We start from the raw sequence: 22,104 nt of genomic DNA, 5'->3' as shown, positions 1-22,104 counted from the left end.
AGGGCGCGAGGTCCGCGTGGCCACGCGTAGGGATCCCGTCGGGCGCGGCCCGGCCTTTGGGAGGCGTCCGATGCCGGAGTACAACGACCTGCGTGCGCTGTTCATCAACTGCACGCTCAAGCCCTCGCCCGAGACCAGCAACACCCAGGGCCTCATCGAGGCGAGCGCCCACATCATGAAGAAACAAGGCGTCCACGTCGACCAGATCCGCGCCGTCGACCACGACATCGCTACCGGCGTCTGGCCCGACATGACCGAACACGGCTGGCCATCGGACGAGTGGCCCCGCCTCCAGGACCGCGTCATGGCCGCCGACATCCTCGTCCTGGCAGGCCCGATCTGGCTCGGCGACAACAGCTCAGTGAACCTTTTCCAGCAGCCTCTTCAAGGCTGCTGATCACAGCATGATCGCGGGCGGCGTGGCTGGCCGTGGACGTGAAGAAACCCCTGGTAGGAGAGGGGTCTCTGACCTCCGCCCCCCACAACCAGAGGTTTCACGTGCTTTTCTATCGTGCTTCGCTGCCGTTGTCGCGTTCGACTCTGAACTACCTGACCGGTCTCGTCCGGCGGGAGCGGACGAAGCTGAAGAGCAAGGGCCGGGCTTTGAACGCGGGGCAGCAGGCGCTGATGACGCTCGCATACTTGAAGAAGGGCGATACGTTCGCGCAGCTCGCGGCAGGTTTCGGGGTCGGGACGACGACCGCGTGGAGGTATGTGAACGAGGTCGTGGCTTGGCTGTCGGCCCGCTCACCCAAGCTCGGCACCACACTCGCCAGGGCGAAGAAAGACGGGCTGGGACATCTGATCCTGGACGGCACTCTCATCGCGACCGACCGCCTCCGCGCCGACCGGCTCTTCTACTCGGGCAAGCATCACAAGCACGGCGTGAACCTGCAGGTAATTGCCGGCCCGTACGGGCAGATCGTGTGGGTGTCGGGTGCGGTACCCGGCTCGATCCACGACCTGAAAGCGGCCCGGAACTGGGGAATCATCCGCGCCCTGGCAGCGTGCGGGCTGCCGGTCCTGGCCGACAAGGGCTACGTCGGCGCCGGTCCCGCGATCATCGTTCCTTACAAGGGCAGGAACAAGCCCGCCTCCCAGAAACAAGCCAACCGGGCCCACGCCAAGCTCCGCGGACCAGGTGAACGCGGAAACGCCCAGCTCAAGTCATGGAAGATCCTCACCAAGCTCCGCTGCTGCCCCTACCGCGCCGGCCACCTCGCCAAGGCCATCAGCGTCCTACAAAACCGCGAGGCCGCCCTCGCCCCGTGATGGAAAAGGCTCAGTGATGAAGCGCGTCATCGAACGCCTCTACGCCAACTCCTCCATCCTCAACGACAAGGGCCAATACGCCTACTACGGCCGCGTCGGCGGCTGCCTCATCACCGGCAACGAGGACGGCATCAAACACTGCGCCATGAACGTCCTCTACAGCCTCCAACACCTGGGCTACACGATCCCTCCCCAGTCAGACGCAGGCTGGATCGGCGAAGCCGGCCCCGGCCCGTCCTACCTCGACCCCGGCTCCGGCGGCCCGCAGAACGACTTCACCAACCGCAACACCACCTTCATGACCTGGAACCTCCTCCACCTGGCCCGCATCCTCAAAGACGCCGGCGGCATCCCCGCCCACGGCAACCAACGCTCCGAATGGGACGCCGGCTGCCGCTTCGACTACGAAAACCCCGACTACCGCTAATCCGCCGCCAGCCCCTTCGGATGGGACGACAGCAGGGGGAGAGCAGGCGAGCCGATCCTGCTGGTCGCGTACGAACATCGTGTGTTAGAAGGAATCCCCGACCCCGGGAGGGTTCACGTGCGGCTCCGGCTCGACGGTCTGTACGCCCAACAAGGCGAGACGTACACGTCGTTCCTGCGCTTCTTCCCCACAGGCGAGGGCATGGCCGTCTCCGTCGAGCATGAACTCCCCTTGGAGGAAACCGTCCTTTCGGTGGCCGCCTGGCTGCTCCCTAGCCATCCCAGCGCATCCCGTGGGCCGTACTCGGTGGAGGGCAACGTCCTGTCGTTCGAGGCGACGTCCGAGGCAGGGCTGGTCGAATTCCTCGGCGTCATCGCACCCCACGGCATGGAGCTCTGCCTGCACTCACACAGCCACATCAACGGCCACCGTGCCTACCGCGTCTACCGCTACCACCCCCTCCCCGCCTCATCGCACCACCAACGGGACAACGCTCCAGGTCAGGCGAGGAGCAACGTGCCGCCGAGGCGCAACCAAGACCCCTCCCGCTCCGGCCCCAGCGCAGCTCAGCGGGAGTGACCGGCAAGATCAGATCCCCCAGTGCAGTGGTTGCCTGTGCACCGGGGGCGAGATGCTCAGGTTCGTCGATACTGTCCAGATTTGCCGGAAGGATGGCAAGATCGACGTGTGGGCAACTATGAGCGGAAGTTCGGAGAGAAGCCGGAGCACTGGGAAGGCAGGACTTACGGCAGTCGCGTAGAGATCCAGGAGGCTGGACTCCACGCGCATGAGCGGAACGGCATCTCCGGCACCGCAGCCGAGGGGGCCGACGCAATCGTTGTCAGCGGCGGCTACACGGATGACGAGGACCGCGGCGACGAACTGCTTTATACCGGGGAGGGCGGCCGAGACCCCAATACTGGTAAGCAGGTCAAGGATCAGAGCGAGAAGTCGCAGGGAAACGCTGGTCTGATCACCAGTGAGATAGAGGGCTTGCCCGTCCGGGTCTTCTACGGCTCAGAAGCAACATCGGAGAAGGCGCCCAAGCAGGGGTACGTGTATGACGGACTGTATCGGGTCGTTGATCACTGGTTCGCGCCCAGTAAAGACGACCCGGCACTTCGGGTCCTGATCTTTCACTTGGTCAAGATCGGAAGTGCGGCCGACGTTGAGGTGAGCGAAGAATTTCCCTCCAGGGTGACCGAATCGGACACTCAAGCCGACGTGGAACCTGGTGAGGAGGAGATCGCCCCTGGTCCCGTCGGTCGTACTCTCGCGCAAACCGAACGCTTGAACCGGCGTCGAGAGATCGTTCGCGAGGTCAAGGCGTGGTACGGCGGGAGCTGTCAGGTCTGTGGCCAGACCGTTGATCTCCCCAATGGACGACCATACTCCGAAGGTGCCCATATTAAGGGCCTTGGCAAGAAGCATAATGGTCCGGACGTACCCGCCAACTTGTTGTGCTTGTGTCCAAATGACCATATTCGGTTTGACTATGGCGCGATTTATCTGACGGATGAGCTTCAGGTCGTAAATAAGCTGACTGGTGAGATCGTTGGCGACCTGCGCATTCATCGCAAGCATAAGATTGAATTGGAGTACGTAAGATATCACCGCGCGCTTTGGGCGGCGGAGCCATAGTTCGACAATTCGTCAGCAGCGTGCTGCCCGGCATCCTTTGACGATGCGTCAAGCGCTGGAGAGCGCGGCCCAAACGTCAGCCCTGTCTGCGGGCCAAACGCTGGGGCTGGGGCGAGGAACCTGCGGTGGGACGTGAGCTCCGAAGGACAGTGACGGGTGTGGGGGAACCATGCCTCAAGCAAGCGGACGAGCGCGTCCGCGACGTCCGGCCAAATCAGGGCGCACTCCGGGGAGAAGAACCAGAATTCCCGGTGGAGTCTCCGTGCAGCAGCGACTGTACGTCGGTGGCAGCTGACCGAGTTACTCGGGCAGTTCCGCAGGACGCCGGGCTGACGATCCAGCAGGCGGTCAGCGCTGGTGTGAGCCGGGGGATGGTGATCAGTCTCCTGCGGAGGCTCGGTGGGCGGTTTGGATGAGGTGGGTGAGGCCGCCTCGCGGGAGCCATGTGGCTCGGCCTGGAGGTAGGGGGGCGGGGTAGTGGGGTGGGAAGAGTTGGCCTTCGGAACGGTCGCCGGACATCTGTAGGGCGCTGGCGCCGCTCTCGCGGACGGCTTGGAGCACGGGTTCGTACAGGCCGCGGCTTGCGCCGGCGATGCGGCGGGTGATGACGAAGTGGAGGCCGATATCGCGGCCGCTGGGGACGAGCGGCAGGAAAGGGGCCAAGGGCTGCTGTCCGGCGGTGGTGAGGAGGTCGTAGTCGTCTGCGAGCACCACGACGCGCGGGGTGTTCTTTGCTTCGCCGCTGAGGCGTGTTTCGAGTTCCTGTGCCACGGCGTTCGCGAGGCCGGCGGCTAGGCGGGGGTTGCCGGCGTAGCCGCCGAGGTACGGCTCGGGGATCACTTCGTGGAGCGTCCTGCGGGGGTCCATGACGGCGAACACCAGCTCCTCGGCGGAGTAGCGGGCGATCAGGCCGTCAGCGATCAGGTGGAGCAGGTTGGTCTTGCCGCAGCCTTCGTCGCCGAGGACGAGGAGGTTCTGGTCGTCGCCGAACAGGTCGAGCAGCACCGGCTCCAGCGTCCGTTCGTCCACGCCGATCGGGACGGCGTCCGGGACGGTGGCGAGCGTGGGGAGTGCGTCGGCGGCCAGCAGGTGCGGCAGGACCCGGACGGGTGGGGCGGTGGGGCCCTTCCACGCCTGCCCCAGGGAGGACGCCGTCGCCTCCACGATCTCGCCGAGATCGGACGCCTCCGAACGCGAGTCGAGGCGGGGCAGTGCGGAGTGGCCGAACAGTTTGGCGTCGGTGAGAGCACGTCCGGCCTGCTGGGCGGAGATGGTCTCGGCGAGCTTCCGGTCGATCGCCGAGTCGGCGGCGTCGTTGATCCGCAGCTCGACGCGCTGGCCGAAGTTGGACTGCATCGCGATGCGGACGTCGTGCCATCGCAGCATCCCGGCGATCACGTGGATGCCGTAGCCGCCGCCACGCTGGAGCAGGTCGGAGACGTCGTCGTCGATGTCCTCGAAGTCGGTGCGCAGCGCGCCGAACCCGTCGACGAGGAGGACGACGTCAGCGCAGGGGAGTTCGGGGACGCGCCCCTCGGCGTGGAGCCGGCGGAGCCGGGCGACCGAGTCGATCCCGTGCTTGCGGAAGACCTCCTGGCGGAGTTCGAGCATGCCGCGGACTTCTTCGACGGTCCGGCGGACCCGCTCGGTGTCGGTACGTCCGGCGACACCTCCGACGTTGGGCAGGGACGCGAGGGCGTGCAGCCCGCCGCCGACCAGGTCCAGGGCGTACACCGACACCTGCTCGGGAGAGTGCGTCAGGGCCAGAGACATCACCAGCGTGCGCAGCAGCGTCGTCTTGCCGGTTTGCGGTCCGCCGATCACGGCGATGTGCCCGCCGGAAACGGTCAGGTCGAGGTCCCAGCGGTACTGGTGCTGCCGTCGCGGATCGTCCAGCAGGCCGACAGGAACGTGCATCGGACGGATCTGGGCGGGTGCCTTCAACCCGTCCGCGGCCGCCTGGGGCGGTCCGATGATCCGGTCCAGCGTGACGGCGGCGGGAAGCGGGGGCAGCCAGATGTTCTGGACGCGCCTGCCGACGAGTTGGCGGACGAACACGTCCAGCAGAGTCGGTCCGGCGCTCCGTTCGGGCATCGCGCCCTCGGCCCGCAGCACTGGTTCGGTGCCACCGTCCGCCAGGCTGTACGCGGGGTAGGGCTGAACGGACGGACGGTCGGCTTCATCAGGCTCTTCGTCGATCGGACGCCGATACGGGCCGGAGACGAAGCCGCCCTTGAAGCGTTGGTAGAGGCTGGTGTCCACCTTCAGGTAGCCGAAGCCCGGCAGGGCGGGGAGGTGGAAGGCATCGCGCGTGTCCAGGACGGTTCGCGACTCCTCCTCAGAGAACGTCCGCAAGCCGATCCGGTACGAGAGGTACGTCTCCAAGCCGCGCAGCTTGCCGCTCTCGATGCGCTGGCTGGACAGCAGGAGGTGGACGCCGATGCTGCGCCCGATCCGTCCGATCGACAGGAACAGCTCGATGAAATCGGGTCGTGCCGTCAGCAGCTCGCCGAACTCGTCGATGATGACCAGCAGGTGCGGCAATGGCGGCAGGTCGGGGCGATGGTGGGTGCGCTGGTAGTTGTAGTCGCCGATGCTCGCGATGTTCCCCGCGTCCCGCAGTGCCTGCTGGCGCCGCTGCACCTCGCCGGACAGGCTCGTGTACGCGCGCTCGATCAGCCCCGCGTCATCCTCCAGGTTGGTGATGACCCCGGCGACGTGGGGCAGCGAAGCGAACGGTGCGAACGTCGCTCCGCCCTTGTAGTCGACCAGCACCATGCTGACCTGCTCGGGCGAGTGCGTCACGGCCAGCGACAACACCAGCGTCCGTAGCAACTCGCTCTTGCCCGAGCCCGTCGCGCCCACGCACAACCCGTGCGGTCCCATGCCCAGCTGGGCGGCTTCCTTCAAGTCGAGGATGACCGGTTGCCCGCCATCGTCGAGACCGATCGGGACGCGCAGGAACGCACGCTCGCCACGCGGTGCCCACAGCTTGTGCAAGGGGAGTCGTTCCGCGTCGTCCACGCCCAGCAACTTGGTGATGTCCAGCGAGCCGCTCTGGCGGGTGGTCTCCTCCACAGACTCGGCCGACAGCCGCAGGGGCGCGAGCATTCGCGCCAGCCCGGTCAGCGTCGCCGCCGGAACCTGGTCGAGTTCGCCCTCGAAGCGGCCGCCGGTCCGCAGGTCCTCCAGCAGGACGCGCGTTCCCTGGACGGTGATGCGGACACTGACGTCGCCGGGCTCATGCCGCTGGTCGGCCAGCAGGTGAACGACCGTGACGCCCAGCCCGGCCGGTGGGATGGTGTCGTCCGGGCGGACGAGTTCGGTCGCGACCGTCCCGTGCGAGTCGAACACCAGCACCAGCCGACGCAGGAGCCGATACGCCTCCTTCTGGCCGAGGCCGCGCCGGATCTCGGTCGCGAAGTCGGTGCGCTCCTTCAACTCGTCCGCCATCGTCCAGCTGAGCCGATGCGCGGACGGGGAGATCAGCCGGGCGTGCACCGGGCCGTCCCTGCGTCCCTGGTCCAGAGTGTGCGGCAACCACTTCACCCATTCCCAGTCGGCCAGGCCATTCGGCGCGTGAACCACGCCGACCGCGACGTCCTCGGGCGCGTGGAAGGCCGTGAGCTGCGCGAGTATCGCCCGGATGACCGCGAGAACGTCCTCGCGAGCACCCACGACGCTCACGTTGCCCGCCATGTCCAGCGGTACGGCGAGCGGCATGTCCGGTGCGGTTGCGAACCGGCGCAGCGCCGCCTTCGCCTCCGCCAACATGAACGAGTCGGCAGGACTCAGCGCATTGGGCTGATCACCGAGCTCCAGGGGAAACCCAGGCATTTCCCCGGTGCCGATGCGCACCCGCAGGAAGTCGGGACTCTGCCGCCGACGCTCCCACAAACGCATCGGATCGCGGACGATGTCGTAGAGCGCCTCTGGCGGCGGATCGAGCGTTCGCGCCTGGCTCCGCGCAGCCTGCTCAGCCTCCGCGAGCTGCGCGCGGACCTCCTCCAGGTACTCCAGGTATCGCTCACGCTGGGCCTTCCGCTGCCGCGACACCTGCCCCCGCCGCGACATCAGCAACGCCGCGCCCGCCAGCACCGCGACGACCAGCATCACGGCCCCGAGCGCCATGAACGCCGGATTCCGCAGCACCGTCATGATCGACAGCGAGACCATCATGCCGATCATCGGCAGCACGGCGAACAGTTGCGTCCCCGCCCCACCGGACTCCGGCAACTGCGGCGGCGCCTCGATCCTCCGCCGCTCCGGCTCGCCCAGCGGCACCACGACCCGCGCCGGCCTATGCACCACCCGAGTCGTCACGCCCCACCCCCCACTGGACGCCCTGAAGCCGCGGTCACGCGGTCAGCGGGTACTGCCGATGCTCCACGACGACCGTGCCGGCCAAGATCTCGCCCAGATCGGTCTTCGGCAGCACGGCCCCGAGTCCACCGACCAGAAGGCCCAACGACAAGGCGAGCACGAGATAGTTGATCAACAGGGCTACCAACCGCTTCTCCCGAGGGACCGCCTCGGCAATTCCGCAGACAGCCCGTAAGAAACAAAGCCACCCGGCCGCCAGGGGAACGTGGCAGCAGGCTGGACCATGTGCCCTGGAGGCGGACCGTCAGGGGCCCGCCCGACAAAGAGCCGCCCAATGAAACCGCCTCGCCCACAATGCGAAGGGTTCTCCTGCATGGCCGCCTCACCTACGTCTTGAACGGGATATCGAACATGGGGCTACCGGGACCGGGACTGGACGGATGTGCTATTTGGTGTTCCTGTGGGGGTATTTAGCGGGAAGTTGTCCCTGTCTTATCCCAGTCGCACGGTGTGCGGCTGGCCATCGTCGACAACAAGGACCCGGCCGGTGTCATCCATCTTGCTTCCGATGTCTCCACTCGCAACGGCCTTCCATGGCACGTCCCCGAGCCTCAGCTTCAGAGATAGGACCGAGCTGAACGCCAGGATTGGCTTACTCCTACTCTCTGGCTCCTCATGAGGAGACTTCGACAGGTAGAGAGGGGCTTGACTCTTGGAACCCGCGTGGATGAACGCCGGAAGCTTCTCGGTATCGCCCCTCACGATGGTTCGGAGGATGCTGATGCTGGTGAGATCGAGGTCGCGCAATGGCAGGAGAGGGCCGGTCTCGTCCACCCACAGGACGAGATCCTCGGTTTCGGTCGGCAGCTGTGAGAGATCGTCGACGCTGACGCTCTCCCAGCCGGCGACTTGAGCCGTGAGCGCCCAGTCGTTTGACGTCCTGCCAGAGGTGGAGGCCCAGATCCATCGGGTGTCCCCGGACTGGACGTATGCGAATCCGCCGTCGCTGCGTTTGGGAACCGTCAAGTCGGCATCGACGATATCCGTGATGACCTGAAGCCTTCTCTGCCAGGAGCGTCGAAGGGTGTTCCGGTACTCGCGTGAACTCTCCGAGACATCGCGATTGCGTACGCTCTGGGGTACGCGGCGCTCGTACACCTCTAGAAGGTGGCGACTATCCGGGGCCGGCGAGAAGCCGATGCCCCGGTCGCCGGGGTAAGGGGATCGGTGATCGAATCCGTCCGGATAGATATCGACGGGAATCCCGTCCGGAAACGCCTCGCAGTAGGCCAGCTGCTCCCCGTCCGGAGTCTCTTCATCATACTCAGGGTTCGTGGTGAGCCGGAGGCGGACGCATGCCTCGCAGACGGTCCATTTCTTGACCTCTTGCATGGTCACCTCCCCTTGAAGTATTTGTCCATGATACTACCGATGGCCGACGCGATGGGGCGAGGGTTGGTGGAGAGCTTCCATTCGGCGAACCCCTCGGCCAGCATTTCACTTGGTTTGGTGGCCGCGTATTTGGAGAGTCCGGCGCGAACCGCTTCGCGTCCACCCGGAATTCCTGGCGAGAGAGTGTCAGGGTCTACTGGAATTCCTAGCCTCCGGAGTTCTCCAGCGAGTTCGTTCCGGAATTGTGGATTGGCGAGCAATTGTTTGCCGATCTGATGTCCGAATTCATGGTAGATCGTCCCTTCGGCCGTGCCACTCCCGGGGACCTGCCATCCGCGCGCCGCGTCTTCGTTCGCTCTCTGCACGGTAGCGCCGCGATCGGCGAAGAATTCTTGGTTGAGGTATATCCCCTTCGGTGGCGTGACCAGGTCCCGAAAGACCTCGCCGTCATGGATGGAATACCCGAGGGCGCGAGCCGCCCGCGGGTTGGTCTGCATCATCTCGTCGAGACTCTGCACCTTCACCTGGTCCATGCCATCGAACACGCCCGGGTACTCGCGTCCCAGCCTCTCGAGCGCTTCGTTGATCTTCGCTGCGTTGGCCGGGTCGATCGGGTGAGTCGAGTAGTCCACGTGCACGCCATGACGCTCTGCCAGCGCCCGGATCTGATCCTGGAGTCGGTGGAGCTCGGCCAGCTGCTCTGGAGAGTAGGCAGGCTCCGGATGTGCGGGATCGACGGGACCACTGCTGTGCGAACTCTCTGGCCCATGGTGTCCAGTCTCATGTCCGCCCGTCGACGGGCCGTCCTGGGGGCCGTGATTCCGGGGCGGCCCACCGCGTGAGGGGTCGGTCTCGTGACCCGTACCGGCGTGGTCAGGTCGCTCCTGACCGCTGTGTGACGAGGGATGCCGGTCGCGTGCTGAGGAGGGACGGTCGCTGTCCGCACTGGGATGCTCGGCCCTGCGGTCACTGGTCAGGGCGTCCTGGTCTGCCGGTCCCTTGGCGCCGCCACGCACTGGGTCATGTCCGTCTGCGCCACTGCCGCCTCGCGAATGTGCGTTAGGCGGCGAGTCGCGATTGTGTGTGGTTCTGTTTTCGGGAGGCCGGCCGTCGTTGACGGAGCCAGGATCGTGCCCTGGGCGTGCCCCAGCCGGAACCATTTCGCGGTTAGGCCTGCGACCGTCCACATGTTCTAGATGGTGATGACCGTTGGCGGGGCTTGTCTCGTCTGGGTGGGGCTGGCCGTTGCGGGCTGATGGAGAGTACTCGTGGGGGGTTTTCGCGTCTACGCCGATCTTGGGTTTGGTGCCGTTCGGGCCGTCGATCTCGCCGAGGGCGTGGAAGTCGCCGGGGCCGGCGTGCGGGGCTGTGTTCGGGGTGGGGGCGTCGACTTCGGGGAGGTCGGCGTCCAGACGGGGGCGGGAGAGGCCCAGGTCGCCGTTCCTCAGGTTGCGGGCGATGCCGAGCGCGCCGCCTGCGCCTTTGCTCAGGGCGTTGAAGGGGTCGAGGGCTCGGCCTCCTCGGGCCGCCCATTCGACGCCGCGTCCCACCGCGCCGGCGGCTGGTGCGCCGGTCTTCTTGAGGGACAGCATCATCAGGAGGTTGCCAAACACCCGGCCGCCGGCTCGGGAGGGGTCGCGCTTCCATTCGTCCCAGGCGAGGAAGCCCTTGGCCGCATCTTTGTTGGTCTTCCAGAAGAAGTGGCGGACCTGAGGAACGGCCAGAAGCACCCACGCACCGGGGATGCTGACCACAAGGCTGGCGAGGGCCATCTTCCCCATGCCTTCCCAGGACTCCGTGAGGTTGTTCCACCCCTTGAGGCCGGTAAGGCTGGCGATGTTGCCCCAGGTGACGTCCCAAATGCCCAGGCCGAACGACTTCACGCCGTGCCAGACGTCCATGTACAGCGGCTCGTCGGCCTTCTCGGGCGTTCCCCACAGCGGGACGCCCGGCTGGTTGTCGCCCGGTCTGCACAGCCGCAGTTCGTGGCCGCCATAGACGGCGTAAATTCGGCCGGCGCAGCGTTCCTCGGCGGCGGCCAGGGCGATCGCCTGGGTGCGGACCTCGGATTCGAGGCGGTTGTTCTCCTTGACCAGGTCCGGATGCTTGTCGAGGTCGGCGCCGATCGGGTCGGCCTTGGCGCAGAAGGCGTTGGCCTCGCTGAAGAGGGTGAGCAGGCGGGCCTTGATCGGCTGGATCTCGGCCGCGTAGGCGTCGAGCGCGTCGGCGACCTTCCAGAGTTGGTCGCCGAACTGGGCGCTCTCGGTCTGGACGGGCAAGGTCGCCTGGCGGAGGCGGTCGCCCTCGGGGGCGGTGTAGACGGCCGGGTTGAGGCCGTGGACCCAGGCGGAATTGACGTGCTCACCGGTGGTCTTGACGCCCTGCGCCGTCTTGTGGAGCTTGGCCGCCTCCCGTTGCACGCCCTCGGGATCGAGGGACTGCGCCAGCATGCCGATGTTGCTGGGGATGATCACTTCTCGCCTCCGCGCAGATCCTCGACACGAGGCGCGGCGATCGCGTTGCGCTGGGCGCGCGCGGCCATCTCCTCGTCGGCGCGCAGGTAGGCGTTGGTCGCCAGGGCGGCTCCGCGGACGCAGTTGGAGGTCCGTTTGAAGATCAGCGGGATCGTGTTGCGATGGTGGTCGCTGAATCCCGCGAGCGCCGCCTTCACGCGGTCGCTTCCGGATGCGTACCCGGCGTCGTAGAGCGCCTCGCCGCAGGTCCGGGCGTAGCCCTCCATCGGCTGGATGGCGGTGATCGTCTTGGACAGCGCGCTCCGCACGCCGAGCGGCTCGATGTTCCAGCCCGGTATCGCCATGGCCCCTCGTCCTCGGCAAGATCCCCTGTTTCAGTGGATGAGAGTAAAGGGGGGCAAGTGTGGCAGTAAAGACCTATTCGGCTGTCCGGGCGCCGTTGTGGTTACGTATCTGCTGGTGAGGTGCCGGATGGCCTGCTGCGGAACTTGACGGGACGGAACCAGACCGGTGGGAAGTGCGTCGAAGGAGTGGGCGAATTGTGTTGAATCTGCCCGATGAGCAGGGGCAATGCCTCGTCTATCGATCGGACCCGCGTCCTCGGAACGGAAGGAACCGTGCCCCGGTGAGCAACGACGTGATCGCGCTGCTGAGGGAGGCGCCGGACGAGGAGGCGATCGTTGCCGCGCTGGCGGCCGTCGGCCCGGACGTCGAGATCACCGTCCTCGAAGAAGGCGGGGCGATCGAGGTGCGGGAGCCCGGCCGGGACGAGATCCTCATCCTGGTGGAGGCGCCGATCCAGGTCCGGGTCGACGGGGAGCTCGAACGCCTGCTGGGGCCCGAAGTGGCGCACGTGGAGCCGCCGGTGTGGTGGGTGGAGGTGCACGGGAACGACCGGGTGGTGAACTCGGACATCGCCGCGATGAGGTTCGCCGGCGAACTGTCGCTGCGAGCCGGAGGGTCCATCTGGCCCGAGGATCCGGCGTTCATTGACCGGGCGGGATTCGGGAGCCTTGATGCGTGAGCACCCCGCACTCGGCCTCATCACCGAGCAGACCGGAATGCTGTCGATGAACCGGCCGATCGTCTCGCTCTCGGTGCAGGTCGCCGAGGCCTTGCGCTTCTGTGCCGAAACGGAGCGGGAGCTGGTGATCCTCGGTCGCAGCACCGGACGGCTGACCTACCCGCTCCGCCGGATGATCAGGCCGGGCGTCCGATGGGCGGTCAAGGGCACGGACGGTGTCTACTTCGACGGCCTGTCCGGCGCGCCCCTGGTCTGGGACGGCTCGGTGCTCGCGCCCGCTGCGGATGCCACCGAGCCGCACCCTCGGTTCGGTGCCGTCCAGGAACCGGAAGCCCTCCACGTGCTGGTGACGGCGGTGGTCCGGCATCGTCCGGTGGACCGGCTCGTCGTCGGCGGGACGGCCGAACGGCTGTGCCATGAGCTGACGGGGCGCGCCCCGGCGGGCTGGGGGACCTGCGAACCCGCTGCCAATCCGTGGAGCGCCGAGGACGTCACTCGGATCAGTCGCGGAAGGGCGCCTGAGCGCACCTGGCTCGTGTTCGTAGGGGACCCGGGGGCGGAGCGGAGCGCACTCGGGACGATCGAAGTCGACCGCACGGTCTCAGGAGTGCAGGAGACGGTGAACCTCGCTGTTGCGTGGGGGACGGACCGGCCGTTGCCCGATCTGGGCGGTCTCGCAGAAGGCGCGGCACACAGGTTCCGGCTCGCTTACCTGGCCGTCCAGGCCATCCCGGGACGGGCCGACCTCACGACCGAGGCGCGGTTCGCCGGGTTGCCGGCCCCGGTGGGCATCGCGCTCGGTCCGGAGGCTCCGCGGATCGATCCGCCCATCCGGGACGTGACCGTACGTTCGTTCGGCCCCAGAGGCGCCTGGTACGAGATGGGCGACGGCCGGGACGTGGCCGACTGGGCGAAATTCCAGTCCGTGCTGGAACGGCTGGAGGCAGGACGAGCACCGTGACCTGTTGGGACATGCATCGTGACCGTAGTCAGAATCATCGCAAGAATTGGGTCTTGCGGTGAATACGGGGGGTTGTGGAATCATGGGCCGGGTTGATCACGATGGGGAAATCCGCGCGCGGGCACGGACCGGCGAGCGAGTGAGGTGACACGTGGGGCGTTGGAATTACGGCCAGGAGACCCTGATCACGCTGGCCAAAGGCACCGGGGGTTCGACACAGGAACTGGCCGCCCTGGTGAAGCAGCTGATCGTGGCCGCCGAGCCGCTGGTCGGCAAGTTCGACGGCGCGGGCAAGGCCGCCTTCGACTCGTTCAAGGCGCGGTCCGACGAGATCACCGCCGACCTGACCACCGGGCTGCACTCGGTCAACCGCGGGCAGGTCGGGATGGAGACCGCGTTCGTGACCGGTGACCAGCAGATGGCCGCGGACGCGCACCGCAGCATGGGCGCCGCCGACTTCGACGGGGCCAAGTTCCGTACCGGAGCCTGAGCGAGGGGAGAACGACCCATGGGAGCAGGCGGACGTCGCGCCTACGACACCGGCGCCTCGCACGAGGCGCAGGCGAACATCCACGCGATCATCTCGCGCCTGGAAGCGCTGATCGGCCAGCACGACGGTGACGTCAAGACCGCTCTGGCCGATTTCGAGGCCACCAACGTCTCGGCGGAGTACGCGGCCAAGGAGCACCGCTGGCACCAGGCGGCGCACGAGACCCGCGAGATCATCCGGCTCGTCAAGCAGACCCTGGCGTCCAACGACCACACCGCCCAGCAGGCCCTGGGCAAGGCGGGCGCCGCGGTGGCGGCCATCTGAGCGTTCTTCGACAAGGGGAGGGTCGCATGTCGCGGCTCCTCCCCTTGACCGCGTTCTCGGGAAGGTGACGGTGGCTCGCGACTACGACACCCAGCTGCTGGAGTCGGTGGCGGTTCGCCGCCGGCGGCTCCGCGACGCGGTGATGTTCGGCCCCGAGCGCGCGCGCCGCACCTTCGACGAGAGCCTTGTCAAGGTCGTCGCAGGACTGTGCGTCGCGGCAGTACTCTGCGCCGGGCTGGTGGGCTGGTCGTTCCTGCGTTCCAAGCTCGCCTCGCAGAAGAAGCAACAGCAGCAGGCCGAGCAGGCGCAGTCGGCTCCGCCGGACGACGGCTCCACGCCCGTTCCCGCCGGATGGGTCGGGGCGCAGGTCACCTTCCGCATGCTCCAGAGCGCCCTCACCAAGGCGCACGTTCCGCGCAGCCTGTACGTCCTGCCGGGGCAGCCGAGACCGCCGGTGAGCCGCGTGTCCAGCTACTACGTCGTCAGCCGCGTCCAGAACGGGTTCTCTGGGGGCGTGGTCGAATTCGACCAGGGACGAATCGGCGCGGAACTCCCCAGCGAGGACGAGGCATGCCGCTGGCTCTACGGAGAACTCGCCGTCCGGGAGAGCGCGCCGTCCGTCCTCACGCCGCAGACGGAGGCTCAGGCGCTCCGCGACGGGCAACGTCTCGCGGATGCGGCACGCGGGAAGATCAACGCGGTCGCCGTCGGCGCGACCGGCTACCTGCTACCGCAAGGCACGCTGGTCGACGCCTTCGGGCAGGAGAGCGGGTCGGTGCTGTTCCCTTACGGCATCCCGTTCGCGCAGCGCGGGTTGCCCGCCTCCTCGCGGATCACGGTCAACGCATCGGCGCCGTCCGGCTATTTGCGGTTCCGGGTCGTGAAGCCGTTCCAGGCGACGGCATCGTTGTCCGGACCGAGCGCCGGCAGCGCCGGCGGCGGAGTCCGGTTCACGATCACGGCCGGGCTGTTCCCCCGCCCGCCCGCTCTGCCCACCATCCGCTGGCTGCTGCGCAATGGATACCTTGAGCGCGTCTCTGCGTCCTACATCCCGAAATGACGGAAGGCGGAGTGAAACCGTGTGGAGCCGCGTGACCCTGGTCGGGGAGCGCCGGCGGGTCGACGCCGTCCTTCCTTCGCGGGAGCCGGTCGGCGCGCTGATGCCCGACATCCTCGATCTGCTCGGCGACCAGGTCAGGCAACCGGCGCAGCTGCGTCATCTGGTGACGGCTTCGGGCGAGGTCCTGCTGGGGGACGCCACGCTCGCCGAGCATGGCGTCCGCGACGGGGCGGTGCTGCGCCTGGTGCGTTCGGACGAGCCGCTTCCCGCTCCGGTGGTGCACGAGGTTCCCGACGCCGTGGACGGGGCGCTCGACGCGCACGCACTCCGGTGGAGCCCCCATGCCGCCAGGTGGACCGCGATCATCTCGTTCGCCCTGGCCGTGCTGTTCGCGGGCATCGTCCTCAACTCGTCCCATGGCGGTGTCCTAGTCGATTTCGGAACCCTTGCCGTTGGAGTGGCCGCTCTCATCGGTGGCCTCGGTGTCGGGCTCTTTCGGAAGGCTCCGCTGGGAACTGCGCTCTCCCTCGGCGGGGGTGCGCTCCTGGCGGTGGGCGCTTGGGAGACGGCCGTCGATCGCGGCTGGCCCGATTGGAGCCGCGCAGCCGGGTTGGTGCTGGTCATCGGCCTGACCCTGGTCGCGTTGTGCTGGTCGTCCCCGCTCGGACGAGGCGGTGTGATCGGTGGGGCGGTCGTCCTGTTCCTGGGCGTGGTAGGGACGGTCTGCGAAGCGACCGGCCTGGCCCCCGCGCAGACCGGCGCGGTGCTGGCGATCGTGTGCGCGGTGCTGCTCAGCACCATGTTGCGCGGCGCCCTGGCGCTGTCGGGGCTCACCACCCTCGACGACCAGCGAACCGGGGGAGCGCCCGTCCCGCGTGCGGACGTGTTGACCGCCCTCGCAGCCGCGCACCGAAGCCTCCTGATCGCCACCCTCGCGGTGGCGGTAGCCGCCGGGGCCGCCGGTGCGATGGTGATCGGAGCATTCGACGCATGGTCGGCGGCCACGGGAACGCTGCTGGCGGTCATAGTCGCGAGCAGGGCCAGGGTGTTCCCGCTCGTCCCGCAAAAGGGCGCTCTCTGGCTCGCGGCGATCGTGGCCTACGCGGCGGTGGCCCTCGGGTGGTCGAGGCAGGTCTCTTGGGGAGTCTTCGCCGGTACCGGCATGCTGCTTTTGCCGGCCGTCCTGCCGGTGGTGGTGCTCACCGTGACGCCACCGGAGCACGTGCGGGCGCGGCTCCGCCGGATCACCAACCGGGTCGAGGCCGCGGCGATGATCACACTCGTTCCCGTGGCGCTGGGTACCTTCGGGGTGTTCACCCGCCTGCTGCACACCTTCTGAGAGGAACCGTCGGTGCCTGACCTCGGTCGGGACGATCCGCGCCACCCGCCGCGAGCCCTGCCCGCCCATCCCGCGATCGACGATCTGAGCATCGGACGACCCCACGGGGACCCGGTCTGGCGACGTGTCGGTCGCGGCGCCGTCCGCCCGTTCGTCCCGGCGGACGAGGCCCGCGCGAAGGCCGAACTGGCGGCGAGCATCCAGCGCCCCGTCACGACCGGGCGCAGGATCGCCGTGCTCGGCATGCGCGGAGGCGCGGGTAAGAGCACCATCGCCGCGCTGCTCGCGACCGTGTTCGCCCATTACCGGCACGACCGCGTCCTCGCACTCGATGTCGATCCCGACCTCGGCTCGCTGCCGCTGCGCCTGGGCATCACGCGCAGTCGCGCGCTGGCCGACCTCGCCGGGACCGCAGGCGGCTTCCAGACCTTCGCGGACGTCGAGTCTCATCTCATCCGCGCCACCGAACGCCTCTGGGCTCTGCCCGGAAACCGCGGCCAGATCGGGGACAGCCCTCTCGACGCCACGATCTACCGGGACACCGCCCTGCCCTTGACCAGGTTCTTCGGGATCACCCTCATCGACTGCGGTTCCGGCGTCACCCGGCCACTGCCGCGAGCCGTACTGGAGGGCGTGCATGCACAGGTGCTCGTCGCCCCCGCCACTGTGGAAGGAGCTCGCAGTGTCGGACGCGCCCTCGACTGGATGGGGTCCAACGGCCTGCGCGGCCACGTCCCGCGGACCGTCGCGGTCTTCACCGTCAAGAGCCCCCATACCCGTCGCACCCTCGATATCGACGGCACTTCCGCCATCCTCGCCGAAGCCGGGGTCAGCTGCCTGAAACTCGACTACGACCGCCACGTGGCCAGCGGAGCCCCCATCTCCCCGCCCCGCCTCGCCGAGGCCACCAGCACCACCGCCGTCCGCCTGGCCGCCCTCGCTTTGGATCGTGCTCTTCAGCCCACCCAGGGATAGGACGGGGGGCGCGCGGAATAGGTGCGGCCTGAGCGGCAGAACTGTCCGCGCAGCGCGCGCTGGGGCGTTGAAGGCCGTCTTGCGCGGTCACTCTCGACGCGCCATCCAACCATCGAGAGCGCGGAGGCGATGCCGACAGAAGTGTCGGCCGCGGCGCCGCCCGTCCCCGCACCCGATCTATCACGTCGCCGCTCTCAGCAACCGCAACCCGCGCCACCGGCACGCTTCGATCGGAGACCGGCGCGGTCGGTTACTTGGGAAAGGCGCTTGGTGAGCTGGGTGCGGGCCTGGTCTGGGTTGCCGTGTGTGACGGCGATCAGGGCGATGGCGGCGGTGATGATGACGTCGGATGGTTCGTCTTGGACGTCTCCCGAGGCGTTGGTGGTGAGTCGGGGCCTGCCACGTATCTCTGGGGCGCTGGGTGCGGAAGGCGGGATTGTTGGCATGCCTAGGGGTTCTAGCTATAGCCTAGGAGCCCTAGGTTGTGAGGAGGGGTTTTGGGGCGGGCTGGGTTGTCGGCGGAGGTTGTGACGGTTGCGGGGGCTGAGGTGGCGGATGAGGTGGGGTTCGAGGGGGTGAGCATGTCGCGGGTGGCTCGGCGGCTTGGGGTGAAGGACGCCAGCCTGTACTCGCACGTGCGCAGTTTGGAGGACTTGCGCGGGCGGATCGCGTTGCTGGCGGCGGACGAGAAGACCGTCCGGATTGCGGACGCGACCGCCGGGCGGGCGGGGAAGGATGCGCTGGTCGCGTACGCGAATGCGTGGCGGGAGTACGCCCACCAGCATCCGGGGCGGTACATGGCGACGCAGACGCCGATCCAGATCGATCCCGAGTTGGCCGCGAAGGCGGCCGGGCCGCGAAGGGCTGTTGAGCTTACTTACGGGATGTTGCGCGGTTATGGATTGGCCGAGCCTGATCTGACTGACGCGGTTCGGTTGCTGCGCAGCACTTTCCATGGGTTCGTCGCGTTGGAGGCGGCGGGAGGATTCCAGCACCAGCGTTCGCCCGAGGACTCGTGGGTTCGCGCCCTTGATGCGTTGCACACGCTTTTGGAGCACTGGCCATCGGCCCGAGAAGGAGATTGATGATGACTGGACAGGTCGTAAGCAGTCTGCGTGTGGATGGCGCGACGCTGCATTACCAGGTGCGCGGTGAGGGGCCGTTGCTGCTGCTCATCCCTGGGGGGACGGGTGGTGCGGCCTCGTTCGATGGTGTTGTTGAGGGCTTGGCCGCTGAGTACACGGTTGCGACGTATGATCCGCGCGGGATGGGTCGAAGTGCATTGGACGATTCTGAGGCCGAGCAAACTGTGGCTCAGCATGCTGACGATGCGTTTCGGCTGCTGGAGCTTTTGTCGCCGGACGAGCCTGCCAGGGTTTTCGGGGCCAGTTCCGGTGGGATTGCCGCGCTGCATCTGCTCACTGTGCATTCCGAGCGGCTCGAACGAGTTGTGGTGCACGAGCCGCCTGTGGTGGAGGTTCTGCCGGACGCCGCTGAACACCGCGCGCTGATTGCACGCGTGCAAGCGACGTTCCAATCTGAGGGGCTTATGCCGGCGATGGCGGTGTTCGCTGCGGGGCTTGCGAAGGATGGAGGCGTCCAGGAGCCGCCGGCCGAGGTGGAGATTCCGCCGGAAGCGGCGGCGCGGGCCGAGCAGACGATGGCCGACCTGCCGTACTTCGTCGGACGCATCGTGCCCAGCTTCATGTCCTACGTCCCGGACATCGAGCGGTTGGAGGCTCTGTCAGACCGGCTCGTGCTCGCCGGAGGCGAGGATTCGCGGGGCGAGTTGCCCTACCGTCCGGCCAGTTTCCTCGCCGAGCGCTTCGGCACCGAGCTCCTGCATTTCCCCGGCGGGCACGTTGGCCTGACCACGCATACCGAGGCGTTCGGCGAACAGATTCGGAAGGCATTCCGCGTCTGATCGAAGTCGGCCGTGCTTGAGGGGCCGGGTTAGAACCAGCCTGGCATGTAGGGGCGGCCGTCTGGGTAGAAGCCGCTGGCCACCGCGTCCGCTCGGGACTTTCCGCCGCGGTGTCCGGCCTTGGCGGCTCGGCGAAAGTATTCCTCGGCCCCGGTCATGTCGTTCTTGTGTTCGCAGCGCACGCCGAGGTTGAAAAGGGATTTAGCATCGCCTGTGGCCGCGCCCTTCTCCCAGTATTCGTCGGCCTCGTCCCGGCGTTTGAGGGAGTAGAGCAGGTTGCCGAGACTGCACATGGCGCGCGCGTCGCCGTGCTCCACTCCGCGGCGTAGCCACGTTTCGGCCTCGTCCGTCCGGTCCAATTCGCCGAGTGCGACTCCGAGGTTGTTCATGGAGTCCACATGGCCAGCCTCGGCGGCGAGCTGGAACTGTTCCACTGCCCGTGGGAGGTCCCGCCGCTGGACGTACAGCAGACCGAGGTTGTACCGGGCGTCCATATCGCCCGCTTTGGCCGCCGCTTCGTACCAGGTCACGGCCTCGTCGAAGCGTCCCTGACCGGACGTGAGGATGCCGAGATTCGTCATCGCGACCTCGTCCCCGGATTCGGCCGCCGCACGCCACCAGCGCTCGGCCTCCGCCTCGTCCCCCCGCTGGACGACCAGGCGGCCGAGATTGACCATGGCGCCGGCGTGGCCCTTTTCGGCGGCGGCCCGGTAATGCTCCTCGGCCTCCCGCTTCTTCCCCTCGCGGGCCAGCGATTTCGCGGTCTGGAACTCGGCTTCGAGCACGTCCTGGTCCACGTCGATCCTCTCCATGCGCATCGTCATGATCAGACCACGAACGACCAGCGGCGGTTCCGACCGTCCGCGACGATCTGGCGCAGATCCGGCAAGACAGGCGCGCCGCGCGGCGGCTCAGGCGCTGGTGTCGAAGGCGCCGGCGAGTTTGGCGCCGAACAGCATGTCGCCGGAGAGCTTGACCTTCTGGTTCATGAAGGCCGAGACGCCGTCGACGGTGCCAGCGCAGAGCTGCAGCAGGACCGGTACCGCCATGGTCAGGGTCGTGCGCGGCTTTTCGGCCCCACCGGAACCGGCCACCGCGGTGCCGTCGGCGATGTGCAGGATGTAGACGTGCTGGTCGTCGCCGTCGGTGATGTGCCATTCCACGACACCGCTGTCGCCGATCTTCTCCGGGACGAACCGGGTGGGCATCAGGGTGAAGACCTGGTTCAGCATCGCCTTGGGACCGGCCTTGGCGACGAACGCCTTGACCGTCGTGTCGTTCCCGGCGAGGGCGAGCAGCTCCTTCAGTTCCCCCGGCGTGGAGATGTTCTCGGCGATCCGGCGCAGGGTGCCGCTGTCGGCCTTGTCGATGAAGAGCTCGACCATCTCGTTCTGGTCGTCGGCCAGCGCGACGAGCGCGGCCAGGTCGGCGGGGGTGCTGATGTGCTCGGCGAGCCGGGCGAGGTCGGCGGGTTCGGCCTCGTCCAGCAACTCGGCCACGTCCGTCCCGCGGAGCCGGTCGAGCAGGCTGGGCAGGTCGTCGATCTCGCGCAGAGCGGACAGGTCGGCCATGGGACGCTCCTCTTCTAACGCTGCCGTGAATCTATGGCACAGTCTCCTATGGGCCACAGTTTGTGGGAGCAGTAGAACAGGGGTCAATGGCGTCCGGTGATAAAAAGGGCGACCATGGCGACCTACCGCGTCGACGACCTGGCGCATGCCGCGGGCACGACCGCCCGCCACGTGCGGGTCTTCCGGGAGCGCGGCGTCCTGCACCCGCCGCGCCGCGAGGGACGGATCGCCGTCTACGACGAAACCCACCTGGCCCGGCTGCGCCTGATCGGCCAGTTGCAGGAGCGCGGCCACACCATCGCCACCATCGCCGAACTCCTCACCGCCTGGGAGAAGGGGCACGACTTGGCCGACGTCCTCGGCGTCGAGAAGGCCCTGACCGACCCCTGGACGACCGAGCCACCCGAACGCATCAGCGCCGCCGAACTGTCCGGGATGTTCTTCCCCCGCCACACGCCCGACGACCTGAGCGCGCTACCTCCGGCCTACCTCCGGGACGTCACCGAGCGTGCTGAACAACTCGGCTTCATCCGGCGCGACGGCGACGGTTTCGTCGTCCCCAACCCCACCTTGCTCCAGGTCGGCGCCGAACTCATCGCGGCCGGCGTCCCCCTGACGACCGTCTTCGACATCGCCGCCGAGACCGACGCCGCCTGCCAGGACATCGCCGAACGCTTCGTCCAGCTGGCCGTAGACCGCGGCAACCTCGAAGACCCGGCCCACTACACCGACCGCCAGGACCTCCCGCGCGTCGCCGACCTGATCCAGCGCCTGCGCCCCCTCAGCGAAAAAGCCGTCACAGCCCTCCTCGCCCGCGCCATGGAAGCCGAAATCCAAGCCCGAACCAGCGCCCAACTAACCCAAATAGCCGACCGCACCACCCCCTGACCAGCCCGGACGAAAAATG

Annotated in this window: 22 protein-coding genes; 15 read left to right on the top strand and 7 right to left on the bottom strand. The window is 67.6% G+C overall.

Annotated elements, in window-relative coordinates; translation table 11 throughout:
* Positions 1 to 70 precede the first annotated feature (70 nt).
* From FHU30_RS14445 to FHU30_RS14425, 5 genes are all read left to right on the top strand, one after another.
* Positions 71 to 397 carry a flavodoxin family protein gene (locus FHU30_RS14445; protein ID WP_253875979.1) on the top strand — a complete coding sequence of 109 codons (327 nt, stop codon included), beginning with the start codon at positions 71 to 73 and terminating at the stop codon, positions 395 to 397.
* A 101-nt stretch (positions 398 to 498) separates the two neighbouring features.
* Positions 499 to 1,272: a transposase family protein gene (locus FHU30_RS14440; protein ID WP_253874200.1), complete on the top strand. Its 774-nt coding sequence runs from the start codon at positions 499 to 501 to the stop codon at positions 1,270 to 1,272.
* Between the two features lie 16 nt (positions 1,273 to 1,288).
* Complete coding sequence (locus FHU30_RS14435; RefSeq protein WP_253875976.1) at positions 1,289 to 1,699, top strand: flavodoxin family protein; 411 nt, start codon at positions 1,289 to 1,291, stop codon at positions 1,697 to 1,699.
* A gap of 81 nt (positions 1,700 to 1,780) precedes the next feature.
* Positions 1,781 to 2,278, top strand: coding sequence for a hypothetical protein (locus FHU30_RS14430; protein ID WP_253875973.1), 498 nt, complete (start codon positions 1,781 to 1,783; stop codon positions 2,276 to 2,278).
* A gap of 108 nt (positions 2,279 to 2,386) precedes the next feature.
* Positions 2,387 to 3,340: a YDG/SRA domain-containing protein gene (locus FHU30_RS14425; protein ID WP_253875971.1), complete on the top strand. Its 954-nt coding sequence runs from the start codon at positions 2,387 to 2,389 to the stop codon at positions 3,338 to 3,340.
* A gap of 378 nt (positions 3,341 to 3,718) precedes the next feature.
* Here the strand turns inward: FHU30_RS14425 and eccCa are convergent, their stop codons facing one another.
* The 5 genes from eccCa to FHU30_RS14400 form a co-directional block, all read right to left on the bottom strand.
* Positions 3,719 to 7,663, bottom strand: coding sequence for a type VII secretion protein EccCa (gene eccCa / locus FHU30_RS14420; protein WP_253875968.1), 3,945 nt, complete (start codon positions 7,661 to 7,663; stop codon positions 3,719 to 3,721).
* 34 nt (positions 7,664 to 7,697) lie between these two features.
* Positions 7,698 to 7,838 (bottom strand): hypothetical protein, encoded by a 141-nt coding sequence (locus tag FHU30_RS14415; RefSeq protein ID WP_253875965.1) that lies wholly within the window; start codon positions 7,836 to 7,838, stop codon positions 7,698 to 7,700.
* A 317-nt stretch (positions 7,839 to 8,155) separates the two neighbouring features.
* Positions 8,156 to 9,055 (bottom strand): hypothetical protein, encoded by a 900-nt coding sequence (locus tag FHU30_RS14410; protein WP_253875962.1) that lies wholly within the window; start codon positions 9,053 to 9,055, stop codon positions 8,156 to 8,158.
* 2 nt (positions 9,056 to 9,057) lie between these two features.
* A complete protein-coding gene (locus FHU30_RS14405) occupies positions 9,058 to 11,529 on the bottom strand; it encodes a hypothetical protein (RefSeq protein ID WP_253875960.1) in 2,472 nt (823 codons plus the stop codon).
* Positions 11,526 to 11,873 (bottom strand): DUF6507 family protein, encoded by a 348-nt coding sequence (locus FHU30_RS14400; protein WP_253875957.1) that lies wholly within the window; start codon positions 11,871 to 11,873, stop codon positions 11,526 to 11,528. The genes FHU30_RS14405 and FHU30_RS14400 overlap by 4 nt, the downstream gene beginning before the upstream one ends.
* Before the next feature lie 281 nt (positions 11,874 to 12,154).
* Here FHU30_RS14400 and FHU30_RS14395 point away from each other — a divergent pair, with 281 nt between their 5' ends.
* The 9 genes from FHU30_RS14395 (at position 12,155) to FHU30_RS14355 (ending at position 19,626) form a co-directional block, all read left to right on the top strand.
* Positions 12,155 to 12,553 carry a hypothetical protein gene (locus FHU30_RS14395; protein ID WP_253875954.1) on the top strand — a complete coding sequence of 133 codons (399 nt, stop codon included), beginning with the start codon at positions 12,155 to 12,157 and terminating at the stop codon, positions 12,551 to 12,553.
* Positions 12,546 to 13,514, top strand: coding sequence for a DUF6177 family protein (locus FHU30_RS14390; protein ID WP_253875952.1), 969 nt, complete (start codon positions 12,546 to 12,548; stop codon positions 13,512 to 13,514). Before FHU30_RS14395 ends, FHU30_RS14390 begins: the two co-directional genes overlap by 8 nt.
* Before the next feature lie 151 nt (positions 13,515 to 13,665).
* Complete coding sequence (locus tag FHU30_RS14385) at positions 13,666 to 14,004, top strand: hypothetical protein (RefSeq protein WP_253875949.1); 339 nt, start codon at positions 13,666 to 13,668, stop codon at positions 14,002 to 14,004.
* 18 nt (positions 14,005 to 14,022) lie between these two features.
* Positions 14,023 to 14,328 (top strand): pore-forming ESAT-6 family protein, encoded by a 306-nt coding sequence (locus FHU30_RS14380; RefSeq protein ID WP_253875947.1) that lies wholly within the window; start codon positions 14,023 to 14,025, stop codon positions 14,326 to 14,328.
* Between the two features lie 70 nt (positions 14,329 to 14,398).
* Positions 14,399 to 15,388, top strand: coding sequence for a TNT domain-containing protein (locus FHU30_RS14375; RefSeq protein WP_253875944.1), 990 nt, complete (start codon positions 14,399 to 14,401; stop codon positions 15,386 to 15,388).
* Between the two features lie 31 nt (positions 15,389 to 15,419).
* The gene (gene eccD / locus FHU30_RS14370; protein WP_253875941.1) at positions 15,420 to 16,727 is read left to right on the top strand and encodes a type VII secretion integral membrane protein EccD; all 1,308 of its coding nucleotides are present in this window, start codon (positions 15,420 to 15,422) and stop codon (positions 16,725 to 16,727) included.
* Positions 16,728 to 16,739: 12 nt separating this feature from the next.
* On the top strand, positions 16,740 to 17,702 hold the full coding sequence (locus FHU30_RS14365; protein ID WP_253875938.1) for a CpaE/TadZ family protein: 963 nt from the start codon (positions 16,740 to 16,742) through the stop codon (positions 17,700 to 17,702).
* A gap of 497 nt (positions 17,703 to 18,199) precedes the next feature.
* Positions 18,200 to 18,787 carry a TetR/AcrR family transcriptional regulator gene (locus FHU30_RS14360; RefSeq protein WP_253875936.1) on the top strand — a complete coding sequence of 196 codons (588 nt, stop codon included), beginning with the start codon at positions 18,200 to 18,202 and terminating at the stop codon, positions 18,785 to 18,787.
* The gene (locus FHU30_RS14355) at positions 18,787 to 19,626 is read left to right on the top strand and encodes an alpha/beta fold hydrolase (RefSeq protein WP_253875933.1); all 840 of its coding nucleotides are present in this window, start codon (positions 18,787 to 18,789) and stop codon (positions 19,624 to 19,626) included. The genes FHU30_RS14360 and FHU30_RS14355 overlap by 1 nt, the downstream gene beginning before the upstream one ends.
* A 29-nt stretch (positions 19,627 to 19,655) precedes the next feature.
* Here FHU30_RS14355 and FHU30_RS14350 read toward each other — a convergent pair whose 3' ends face one another.
* Both FHU30_RS14350 and FHU30_RS14345 read right to left on the bottom strand, forming a co-directional pair.
* A complete protein-coding gene (locus tag FHU30_RS14350) occupies positions 19,656 to 20,450 on the bottom strand; it encodes a tetratricopeptide repeat protein (RefSeq protein WP_253875931.1) in 795 nt (264 codons plus the stop codon).
* Positions 20,451 to 20,537: 87 nt separating this feature from the next.
* Positions 20,538 to 21,197 carry an SCP2 sterol-binding domain-containing protein gene (locus FHU30_RS14345; protein WP_253875930.1) on the bottom strand — a complete coding sequence of 220 codons (660 nt, stop codon included), beginning with the start codon at positions 21,195 to 21,197 and terminating at the stop codon, positions 20,538 to 20,540.
* A 114-nt stretch (positions 21,198 to 21,311) separates the two neighbouring features.
* Here FHU30_RS14345 and FHU30_RS14340 point away from each other — a divergent pair, with 114 nt between their 5' ends.
* Positions 21,312 to 22,085 (top strand): MerR family transcriptional regulator, encoded by a 774-nt coding sequence (locus FHU30_RS14340; protein WP_253875927.1) that lies wholly within the window; start codon positions 21,312 to 21,314, stop codon positions 22,083 to 22,085.
* Positions 22,086 to 22,104: the final 19 nt, after the last annotated feature.

This window comes from Actinomadura rupiterrae (assembly GCF_024172125.1).
In the GTDB taxonomy this organism is placed as follows: domain Bacteria; phylum Actinomycetota; class Actinomycetes; order Streptosporangiales; family Streptosporangiaceae; genus Spirillospora; species Spirillospora rupiterrae.
Note: the sequence above shows the minus strand (reverse complement) of the source record. Positions and strands in the feature narration are given on the sequence as shown.